Genomic DNA, 9,988 nt, shown 5'->3' with positions numbered 1-9,988 from the left:
CGCGGGCCGCCGGTGTTCCCGTACAGGCGGAGGGCGCCTCCGTATCGAGGTGAGGCAGCGATGCCGTGACCGTTAGGGAGAGACAGACACATGCGCGTCGAGATTTGGGGCGACGTCCCCTGTCCCTGGTGCTACATCGGCAAGGCCCGGTTCGAGAAGGCGCTCGCCGGGTTCGCGCACCGCGACGACATCGAGGTGGTGCACCGGTCCTTCGAGCTGGAACCGGAGCGGAGGCCGGGGGACAACGTGCTGGCGGCCGACATCATCGCCGCCAATTACGGGCAGAGCCTGGAGCAGGTGCGCGGCATCGAGGAGATGGTGCGGGGGCACGCGCACGGCGAGGGGCTGCCGTACCGGACCGAGGGGCGCGACCAGGACAATTCCTTCGACATCCACCGGCTGCTGCACCTGGCCAAGGCGCGCGGCCGGCAGAACGAGCTTCTCGACCTCGTATACCGGGCGAACTTCGCCGAGGAACGCTCCGTCTACGACCCCGAGACGCTCGTCGCGCTCGCGGTCGAGGCCGGGCTCGCGGAGAGCGAGGCCCGCGAAGTGCTCGCGGACCGTACCGCGTACGCGCGGGCCGTACGGGACGACGAGCGCGAGGCCGCCGAGCTGGGCGCGACCGGGGTGCCGTTCTTCGTTCTCGACCGGCGGTTCGGGGTCTCGGGCGCGCAGCCGGTCGAGGTGCTGGCCCGGGCGCTGGAGCAGGCGTGGCAGTCCCGTACGGTCACGGCCCTCACCCCGATCGGTGCCACCGCGGGCGGGACGGGCACGGACGGCGCCGCGGTGTGTGACGCCGACGGCGCGTGCGAGGTGCCGGGCGCGGTATCCGCGCAGGCCAGGGGGGATCGGTAAGGATTCCTTGGGGGTTCTGTTCAGCCACGCGCGATTGACCGGGCGTACCGGGCGTTCCAGGGTGGAGCCATGGAACCCCTGGGAGGCGCCGAGTTCGCGCCCGACACCACGTATCTGAACACCTCCAGCTGCGGTCTGCTGCCCCGCCGGGCCGTCGCCGCCGTTCGGGAACTCGCCGAGGCGAACGCGACCGGGCGGCGCGGTGAGGGCGCCGGGAGCTTCGAGACGCTGGCCGCCGCGCGCGCCTCGTTCGGGCGGCTGGCGGGGGTGGGCGCGGAGCGGGTCGCCCTCGGCAGCGCCGTGGCCGTCCATGTCGGGCTGATCGCCGCCTCGCTGCCGCCGGGGGCCGAAGTGCTGCTGCCCGAGGGCGAGTTCAGCTCGGTGGTCGCCCCGTTCGCGGTGCGGGGCGACCTCAAGCCGCGCTACGTCCCGCTGGAGCGGCTGGCCGACGAGGTGCGGCCGGGGACCGCGCTGGTCGCGTTCTCCTGCGTCCAGTCGGCGGACGGCAGGCTCGCCGACCTGGCGGCGCTGCGGGCCGCCGCCGCCGCGCACGGGGCCCGTACGCTGCTGGACGCCAGCCAGTCGGCGGGCTGGCTGACGCTGGACGCGGGGGCGTACGACTACACGGTCACCGGCGCGTTCAAGTACCTGCTCTGCCCGCGCGGCACGTCCTTCCTCACCGTGACCGAGGAGGCCCAGGAGTCGCTGACGCCGATCCACGCCGGGTGGCTCAACGGAGCGGACCTGTGGGGCAGCAACTACGGCCCGGTCTCCCCGCTGAGCCGGACCGCGAGCCGCTACGACGAGGCGACGTCGTTCCTCTCGTACCACGGCGCCGAACAGTCCCTGACGCTCATGGAGGAGATCGGCGTCGAGCCGGTCCACGCCCATGTCACCGCCCTCGCCGACCGCTTCAGGGACGGGCTCGTCTCCCGTGGGCACGAGCCCGTCCCGACGTACGGACCCTCCGCGATCGTCTCCGTCCCGGGGCTGGCGCACCGGCACGACGATCTGCGGCGGGCGGAGGTGTACGTCTCGCTGCGCGCGGGCTATGTGCGCGCCTCGTTCCACCTCTACAACACCGCCGCGGACGTGGACCGGGCGCTGGACGTGCTCGCGGGGTGAGGCGCGCGGACGGAGGAGCCGCATGGGCGGAGGAGCCGCGCGGGCGGAGGAGCCGCGTGGGCGGGCCCGGTCTATCCGAAGGTGAAGGAGTAGGCGCGGATCCCGGGCGCGGGACGGATCTCCAGCCGGGCGTCGTGCGCGGTGTCCCGGTCGACCAGGGTGTAGAGGGTGGGCACCCCCTTCACCTCGATGTTCTTGGTGACCTTGCCGTCCACGAGGACCTGGACCGGCCCTTCGCCGGAGAGGACGACGTTCACGTTCTTCGCGTGGTAGTTGAGGGCGACCTTCGCGTCGTCACCGGCGGTGAAGTACTCGTACGCGGCGGTCCAGGTCCCGTCCAGGGAGATCTTGTTGGCGGGAACACGGTCCGGGAAGTGGTAGGCGGTCGGCTTGTCGTCCACGATCGGGTCGCCGACGTAGCCGCGGATGCGCAGCGTGCTGAGGTAGGTCTCCGGGGTCCGGTCGCGGGTCAGCTCGTCGGCCGCCTGATCGGTCTTCGCGGGCAGCCGGACGTCCGGGTCGGCCTGCCGCAGCAGGTCGCGGATGAGGTCCTCGGTCTGTTCGTACTTGCCCTCGCCGAACGTGAAGTACCGGACGGTGCCGTTCGCGTCGATCAGGTACTTGGCGGGCCAGAAGCGGTTGCGGTAGTTGTTCCAGGTGGCCAGCTTGTTGTCGAGGGCCACCGGGTAGCTCACGCCGAGCTTCTTGGCCTGGTCGGCGACGTTGCCCGCGTTCTTCTCGAAGCCGAACTCGGGTGAGTGCACACCGATCACCTGGAGCCCCGCGTCCTGGTACTTGCTCTCCCACTTCTCGATGTGGGGCAGGCTGCGCTGGCAGTTGATGCAGGAGTACGTCCAGAAGTCGATCAGCACCACCTTTCCGCGCAGCGAGTCGAGGGTGACGGGCGCGCCGCCGGGGGTGTTGAGCCACCTGGCGATCCCCTCGACAGCGGGCGCCTTGCCGCAGGAGCGGAGTTCGTTCACGCCGTCCTCGCAGCGCGACAGCTCCTTGTTGGAGTTGTCGTACAGCCCGGACAGCTGCTGCCTGGCGGTGTCGCTGTCCTCGACCTTCCGCTGGGCGGCGGCCGTGTAGTCGGGCAGGGCGCGCTGGACGGCGTCGGTCACGTTGAAGGCCAGCGCGCACGCGAGGGCGATCATCAGGCAGCCGGCGACGATACGCAGCTTGCGGGCCCGGGTACGGAAGGCGGCGACGCGTTCGGCGACCCGCCGCCCGGCCAGCGCGAAGGCCAGCAGCGGGATCGCGGTGCCCACGGCGAACGAGACGGTGAGGGCGACGATGTCGGCGTTGATCTCGCCCCGCGCCCCGGCGACCGTGATCGCCGCGAGGACCGGCCCGGCGCACGGCACGTACAGCAGCCCGAGCCCCAGACCGAGGACGAGGGCGCTGCCCTCCTTGTTGACCTGACGCTGCGGGATCCGGGCGAAGGGCTTCTCCAGCAGGCTCTCCACCCGGGGGAAGATCAGCCCCAGCCCGATCAGCACCAGCAGTGTGAGACCGACGTACCGCATGATGTCCTGCGGCAGTCCCAGCGCGGAGATCAGCGTCACCCCGAGCAGGGTGAAGAAGCTGAAGCTGACCACGAGTCCGGCGACCACCGCGTAGGGCCGCCGGTTGCGCGTCCTGGGCGCCTTCGGCGCGGCGGTCGCCACGAGGACGTCACCCGCCGCGCCGTCCGCGACGCCGCTCCCCTTCGCGGCGCCGCCGCCCGCGCCGGGGCCGCCCGCGCCGGTCCCGCCCGCGCCGGTCCCGCCCGCGCCGGTCCCGACCGCGCCGGGTCCGCCCGCGCCGGGGCCGGCCGCGCCGGGTCCGTCCGTGCCGGGGCCGCCCGCGAGGAAGACGACGGGCAGGACGGGCAGGATGCACGGCGACACCGCGGTGATCAGTCCCCCGAGCAATCCGATCAAGATCAAGGTGAACATGGACGACGCCCTCCGGTCCTGGGGGCCGGATCTCCGGCTCCCGCACCGCTTATTCGGAGGGGTCCACCTCGCGGATTGGAGCCGGAGGCGTCCATTCGCCTCGCATCTGCAGGATCATGTGCCGTTTTGCCTCGCAGCTGAGTCCGGCGCGGGGGCGGTCGGGCGGGCGGTCAGAGGAACCTGCCGAGGAACGCCCGGGTGCGCGGGTTCGACGGGTGGTCCAGCACCTCCTCGGGGGTGCCGTTCTCCAGGATCCGGCCGCCGTCCATGAAGACCACCCGGTCGGCGACCTCCCGGGCGAAGCCGATCTCGTGGGTCACCACGACCATGGTGAGCCCGTCCCGCGCGAGATCGCGCATCGTGGCCGGCACCTCCCCGACCAGCTCCGGGTCGAGCGCGCTGGTCGGCTTGTCGAAGAGGACGCTCTTACGGATGCCGGGCGGACGTCATGCCGCGCCGCCGAGGTGACCCCGGGCTTACCCGAGAGCCGATATTCTGTTACCGGGTTGCTTTTTTGACCGGGTGTCGTTTTGATGGCGGCATGCCTCGGACAGACATTTCCCCCGTGCTCGTCACCGGGGCGACGGGCCGCGTCGGCCGCGTCGTCATCGGTCAACTCCTCGACGCGGGCGTGCCGGTCCGCGCCCTCACCCGTCGTCCCGACGCGGCGGCGACCCTGCCCGCGGAAGCCGAGGTCTTCACCGGCGACCTCACCGTGCCCGAGTCGCTCGACCCGGCGCTGAACGGCGCGGGTGCGGTCTTCCTCGTCTGGACCGCCCCGCCCCTGACCGCCGCGGCGGTCGTCGAGCGGCTGGCGGCCCACGTGCGGCGGGTCGTCTTCCTCTCCTCCCCGCACCGGACCCCGCACCCCTTCTTCCAGCAGCCCAATCCCATGGCGGCGCTGCACGCCGACATCGAGCGCCTCGTCGCGGCCACCCGACTCGAATCGACGATCATCCGGCCGGGGATGCTCGCCTCGAACGCGCTGGCCTGGTGGGCGCCCGCGATCCGGGCGGGCGCGGTCGTCCGGTGGCCCTACGGCGCCGCCGAGACGGCACCGGTCGACGACCGCGACGTCGGGGCCGTCGCGGCGCGGACGCTCCGGCAGGACGGGTACGCCGCGGGCGACTACGTCCTGACGGGCTCCGAATCGCTGACCCAGGCCGCGCAGGTGGACGCCATCGGGGACGCACTCGGGCGCCGGATCGCCTTCGAGGAGATGACGCCGGACGAGTTCCGGAGCCTGTCCACGGGCGCGGCACCCGGCTCGGTCGTCGACATGCTGCTCGCCGCGTGGCGCGCGGCCGTCGGGCAGCCCGCGTACGTCACCACCGCGGTCGCCGACATCCTCGGGAGGCCGCCGCGCACGCTACGCCAGTGGGCCGCCGACCACGCCGCCGCGTTCACGGCCGGTCCGGAAGATTCGGCGGGCCCGGAAGGTCCGGCAGGTCCGGCGGGTCCGGCGGGCTCGTCGGGTTCGTGATCTCGCGCGACATCGAGTGGCGCCCGCCGGTCCGGCCGGCCCGCGCGGGGTGAGGGCGCGGGTTGAGGGCGCCGCGTCCTCGCCGGTCCCGTCAGCCGCGGGCGGAGCCGGTCCGCGCGCGCTCCTCCGGGCAGTCCGAGGTCTCCGCGCACAGGCTCGCCTCGACCTTGGCGAGCAGCCGCGTCAGCTCCGCGCGTTCGGCGTCGTCGAGCCCCGCGAGGGTGTGCTCCTCCAACTGGTCCCAGGCTTCCTTGACCTCGTCGCGCAGCGCGCAGCTGTCCTCGGTGGCCGACACCAGGACGGCACGCCGGTCGGCGGGGTCGGGGGAGCGGCGCACGTAACCCGAACTGTCCAGCCGCTGGAGCATCTTGGTCACGGTCGACGGGTCGAGATCCATCGACTTGATCAGCTCGGCCTGGCGGACCGCGGGCTCGTCCCACAGATGCATCATCAGCAGCTCCTGCCCCGGATAGAGGCCGGTGTTGCGCAGCAGCTTCGCCGCCGCGATCCGGTGCAGCCGTGCCACCCGGGACAGGGCGTGGCTCACGGGGCCGCCCCACGCGGCGCCGGGCGGCTCGTCGGTACAGGCAGGGTCCGAAGTCTCCGCGGTCATGTCCGAGAGTTTAGCTTGGTCGGCCAAGGAATGTATTAGGGTGAAGCCCGGTTACTTACTTGGTCGACCACACACCAGGGTGGCCGTCCGGTGCGGCGTCCGCGTGACACCGCTTCCCCATACGCTCAGGAGCCTTCATGACCACCGCGTTCGACCCGATCGATCTCGCCGGCACCCGGCTCGGCAACCGCGTCGCGCTCGCTCCGATGACCCGCAGCCGCGCCTTCGGCCCCGGCAACTCGCCCACCGATTCGATCACCGAGTACTACGCGCAGCGGGCCTCCGCGGGGCTGATCATCACCGAGGGGACGCAGCCCTCCGTGGTCGGCCAGGGCTACCCGGACACCCCCGGGCTGCACAGCCAGGAGCAGATAGCGGGCTGGCGCAAGGTCACCGACGCCGTCCACGCCAAGGGCGGGAAGATCGTCGCCCAGCTCATGCACGGCGGCCGGATCGGCCACCCGGACCTGCTGCCCGACGGCCTGGTGCCGGTCGGCGCCTCGCCGGTCGCCGCGCCTGGGCAGGTCTATCTGCACGACGGCCCCAAGGACTACGTCGTCCCGCGCGAGCTGACCTCCGAGGAGATCGAGGCGACCATCGCGGACTTCGTCTCCGCGTCCCGCAACGCGATCGAGGCGGGCTTCGACGGCGTCGAGCTGCACGGCGCCAACGGCTATCTGATCCACCAGTTCCTGGCGCCCAACACCAACCTGCGCGACGACCAGTGGGGCGGCTCCGTCGAGAACCGCATCCGCTTCGCCGTCGAGGTCTCCCGCGCGGTGGTCGCCGAGATCGGCGCCGCGCGCACCGGGATCCGGCTCTCCCCGGCCATCGGCCTGCTCGGCACCGAGGAGCCCGACCCCGAGCCCACGTACACCGCGCTGGTGCGGGAGCTGGAGACGCTCGGCCTCGCCTTCGTGCATCTGATCGAGCACGACCGCGAGTTCACCCTCGCCGTGCGCAAGCTCTACTCGGGCACGTTCATCCTCAACGCCAAGACCGAGGGCCCCACCAGCGCCGACGAACTGAAGCTGATCGAGGACGGCACGGCCGACCTGATCTCCTTCGGCGTGCTCTTCCTCGCCAACCCGGACCTGCCGGCCCGGCTGAAGGCGGGCGGCCCGTACAACACCCCCGACCCGGCCACCTTCTTCGGCGGCGGTGACCAGGGCTACCTCGACTACCCGGCCCTGGAGGGCTGACCGCGGGGGCGTACGCGAGAGGCGCGGGGCCGGTCGTCACGACCGGCCCCGCGCCTCTCGTACCCCCGGTGTCAGCGCACCGGGGTGAAGTCCCGCGCCCCGATGAACTCCGGCCGGGGCACCGGCGCCGCGAACGGCTCGACCGCCGCGTTCTCCACGCTGTTGAAGACGATGAAGACGTTGCTGCGCGGGAAGGGCGTGATGTTGTCGCCCGAGCCGTGCATGCAGTTGCAGTCGAACCAGGTCGCCGAACCGGCCTTCCCGGTGAAGAGCTTGATGCCGTGCCGGTCGGCCAGCGAGGTCAGCGCCTCGTCCGACGGCGTACCGGCGTCCTGCATCTGGAGCGACTTCTTGTAGTTGTCGCGCGGCGTCTCGCCCGCGCAGCCCAGGAACGTCCGGTGCGACCCCGGCATGATCATCAGGCCGCCGTTGGTGTCGTGGTTCTCGGTCAGCGCGATGGAGACGGAGACCGTCCGCATGTTCGGCAGACCGTCCTCGGCGTGCCAGGTCTCGAAGTCCGAGTGCCAGTAGAAGCCCGAGGCGCCGAACCCCGGCTTGACGTTGATCCGCGTCTGGTGGACGTAGACGTCGGAGCCGAGGATCTGGCGGGCGCGTCCCACCACCCGCTCGTCGCGCACCAGCTCGGCGAAGACCTCGCTCAGCCGGTGGATCTCGAAGACGGACCGTACCTCCTGGGACGACGGCTCGATGATCGAGCGCTCGTCCGCCCGTACCGCCGGGTCGCCGATCAGCCGCTCCAGCTCGGCGCCGTAGCGCGCGACCTCGGCGGGGCCGATCAGCTGCTCGATGGCGAGGAAGCCGTCCCGCTCGAAGGCGCCGAGGTCCGCGGGGGCGATCGGCCCCGGCGTATCGGGCGCCGACCACACGACGGGGTCCTGGCGCGGAGTGGTCACCTCACCGACACCCCGGGTCGGGTACAGGTCGGTACGTACGGGGGTGGCGGTCATGGTCAGCCCTCCTCGGTCAGCAGCGGGTAGACACCGTTCTCGTCGTGATCCTCCCGCCCGGTCACCGGCGGGTTGAAGACGCACACGCAGCGGAAGTCGGTCTTCGGGCGGAGCGTGTGATGCTCGTGCCCGTTCAGCAGATACATGGTGCCCGGTTCGATCCAGTGGGTCTCGCCGGTCTCGTCATCGGTGAGTTCGGCCTCGCCCTCGACGCAGAGCACGGCCTCGATGTGGTGGGCGTACCACATCGACGTCTCCGTACCCGCGTACAGGATCGTCTCGTGCAGGGAGAAGCCGACCTTCTCCTTGGCGAGCACGATGCGCTTGCTCTCCCAGGTGCCCGAAGCCGCCTTCACATGGCGGTCGGTGTTCTCGATGTCCTTGAACGATCGGACGATCACGGTGCGTCGACCCCTTCTCTCGTGTTCTCGCTTACTTCTCTCGTGCGCTCGGTGCTGAGCGCTTCTCTTCTCCGCCGCTCTCCTCCGCGCTGTCCCTCAGGCGGTGTCGCGCACCGCGCGGGCCACGGTGCGCAGCCCCTCGTCCAGCTCGTCGGCGGTGATGGTCAGCGGCGGCAGCAGCTTGACCACCTCGCTGCGCGGGCCCGAGGTCTCCAGCAGCAGCCCCAGCTCGAAGGCGCGGGCGCAGACGGCGGAGGCCCGCTCCTTGTCCGCGAACTCCATCCCCCAGACCAGACCGCGGCCCCGGAACGTGGGTACGTCTCCGGTGCACTCCGCGCTGATCGCCAGGAGCGCCTGCTCGACCTGCTCGCCCCGGGCGATGGTCTGCTTCTCCATCTGGCCGTCGGCCCAGTACGTGTTGAGCGCGGCGGTCGCGGTGACGAAGGCCGGGTTGTTGCCCCGGAAGGTGCCGTTGTGCTCGCCCGGCTCCCAGATGTCCAGCTCCGGGTTGAACAGGCACAGCGACATGGGGAGCCCGTACCCGCTGATGGACTTCGAAAGCGTCACGATGTCCGGTGTGATGCCCGACTCCTCGAAGGAGAAGAACGCGCCGGTACGCCCGCAGCCCATCTGGATGTCGTCGACGATCAGCAGCATGTCCTGGCGGCGGCAGAGATCGGCCAGCGCGCGCAGCCAGTCGGGATGGGCGACGTTGATGCCGCCCTCGCCCTGGATCGTCTCGACGATCACGGCGGCGGGCTTGTTCAGGCCGGACCCCTGGTCCTCCAGCAGCCGCTCGAACCAGAGGAAGTCCGGCGTCTGGCCGTCCAGGTAGTTGTCGAACGGCATCGGGGTGCCGTGCACCAGCGGGATCCCGGCACCGGCGCGCTTGAACGCGTTGCCGGTGACGGCGAGCGACCCCAGCGACATGCCGTGGAAGGCGTTGGTGAACGAGACGATCGACTCGCGGCCCTTGACCTTGCGGGCCAGCTTGAGGGCGGACTCGACCGCGTTGGTGCCGGTCGGGCCGGGGAACATCACCTTGTACGGGAGGTCGCGCGGGCGCAGCACCACGTTCTGGAAGGACTCCAGGAAGGCCCGCTTCGCGGTCGTGGCCATGTCCAGGCCATGGGTGATGCCGTCACGCTCGATGTAGTCGATCAGCGCCCGTTTCAGCACCGGGTTGTTGTGGCCGTAGTTGAGCGAGCCGGCCCCGGCGAAGAAGTCCAGATAGCTGTGGCCGTCCTCGTCGGTGAGCCGGGCGCCCTGCGCGCGGTCGAACACGGCGGGCCAGCCGCGGCAGTAGCTGCGGACCTCGGATTCGAGGGTTTCGAAGACGCTCAGGGCGGGCGGGGTGATGGTCACGGGGATCTCCAGCCCGCCGTGTTCGACCGCGCG

General features: G+C 71.4%; 9 protein-coding genes and 1 pseudogene. 4 read left to right on the top strand and 6 right to left on the bottom strand.

Annotated elements, in window-relative coordinates; all coding sequences use genetic code 11:
* Nucleotides 1–90: 90 nt before the first annotated feature.
* Together DVH02_RS25655 and DVH02_RS25650 are read left to right on the top strand one after the other, a co-directional pair.
* The gene (locus DVH02_RS25655) at nt 91–858 is read left to right on the top strand and encodes a DsbA family oxidoreductase (protein WP_114626224.1); all 768 of its coding nucleotides are present in this window, start codon (nt 91–93) and stop codon (nt 856–858) included.
* A gap of 69 nt (nt 859–927) precedes the next feature.
* The gene (locus tag DVH02_RS25650; protein WP_114626223.1) at nt 928–1,983 is read left to right on the top strand and encodes an aminotransferase class V-fold PLP-dependent enzyme; all 1,056 of its coding nucleotides are present in this window, start codon (nt 928–930) and stop codon (nt 1,981–1,983) included.
* Nucleotides 1,984–2,054: 71 nt separating this feature from the next.
* Here the strand turns inward: DVH02_RS25650 and DVH02_RS25645 are convergent, their stop codons facing one another.
* Entirely contained in the window at nt 2,055–3,923 is a 1,869-nt protein-coding gene (locus DVH02_RS25645; RefSeq protein ID WP_114626222.1) for a cytochrome c biogenesis protein DipZ, read from the bottom strand.
* Between the two features lie 170 nt (nt 3,924–4,093).
* Nucleotides 4,094–4,345, bottom strand: a pseudogene (locus tag DVH02_RS25640) (ectoine/hydroxyectoine ABC transporter ATP-binding protein EhuA); the annotation flags it as partial.
* A gap of 119 nt (nt 4,346–4,464) precedes the next feature.
* Here DVH02_RS25640 and DVH02_RS25635 point away from each other — a divergent pair.
* Complete coding sequence (locus tag DVH02_RS25635; protein WP_233518456.1) at nt 4,465–5,406, top strand: NAD(P)H-binding protein; 942 nt, start codon at nt 4,465–4,467, stop codon at nt 5,404–5,406.
* A gap of 91 nt (nt 5,407–5,497) precedes the next feature.
* Here the strand turns inward: DVH02_RS25635 and DVH02_RS25630 are convergent, their stop codons facing one another.
* On the bottom strand, nt 5,498–6,019 hold the full coding sequence (locus DVH02_RS25630; protein WP_114626220.1) for a MarR family winged helix-turn-helix transcriptional regulator: 522 nt from the start codon (nt 6,017–6,019) through the stop codon (nt 5,498–5,500).
* A 137-nt stretch (nt 6,020–6,156) separates the two neighbouring features.
* Here DVH02_RS25630 and DVH02_RS25625 point away from each other — a divergent pair, with 137 nt between their 5' ends.
* Nucleotides 6,157–7,221, top strand: a complete 1,065-nt coding sequence (locus tag DVH02_RS25625) for an alkene reductase (protein ID WP_114626219.1) — start codon at nt 6,157–6,159, stop codon at nt 7,219–7,221.
* A 71-nt stretch (nt 7,222–7,292) separates the two neighbouring features.
* Here the strand turns inward: DVH02_RS25625 and thpD are convergent, their stop codons facing one another.
* The 3 genes from thpD to ectB form a co-directional block, all read right to left on the bottom strand.
* Nucleotides 7,293–8,189: an ectoine hydroxylase gene (gene thpD, locus DVH02_RS25620; RefSeq protein WP_114626218.1), complete on the bottom strand. Its 897-nt coding sequence runs from the start codon at nt 8,187–8,189 to the stop codon at nt 7,293–7,295.
* Nucleotides 8,190–8,191: 2 nt separating this feature from the next.
* A complete protein-coding gene (locus DVH02_RS25615; RefSeq protein ID WP_114626217.1) occupies nt 8,192–8,590 on the bottom strand; it encodes an ectoine synthase in 399 nt (132 codons plus the stop codon).
* Between the two features lie 96 nt (nt 8,591–8,686).
* Nucleotides 8,687–9,955: a diaminobutyrate--2-oxoglutarate transaminase gene (gene ectB, locus DVH02_RS25610; protein WP_114626225.1), complete on the bottom strand. Its 1,269-nt coding sequence runs from the start codon at nt 9,953–9,955 to the stop codon at nt 8,687–8,689.
* Nucleotides 9,956–9,988: the final 33 nt, after the last annotated feature.

Origin of the sequence: Streptomyces corynorhini (assembly GCF_003346515.1) — a bacterium.
GTDB classification, from domain to species: Bacteria; Actinomycetota; Actinomycetes; order Streptomycetales; family Streptomycetaceae; genus Streptomyces; species Streptomyces corynorhini.
The sequence above is the reverse complement of the archived record's forward strand: the minus strand, read 5'-3'. Positions and strand labels throughout refer to the sequence as shown.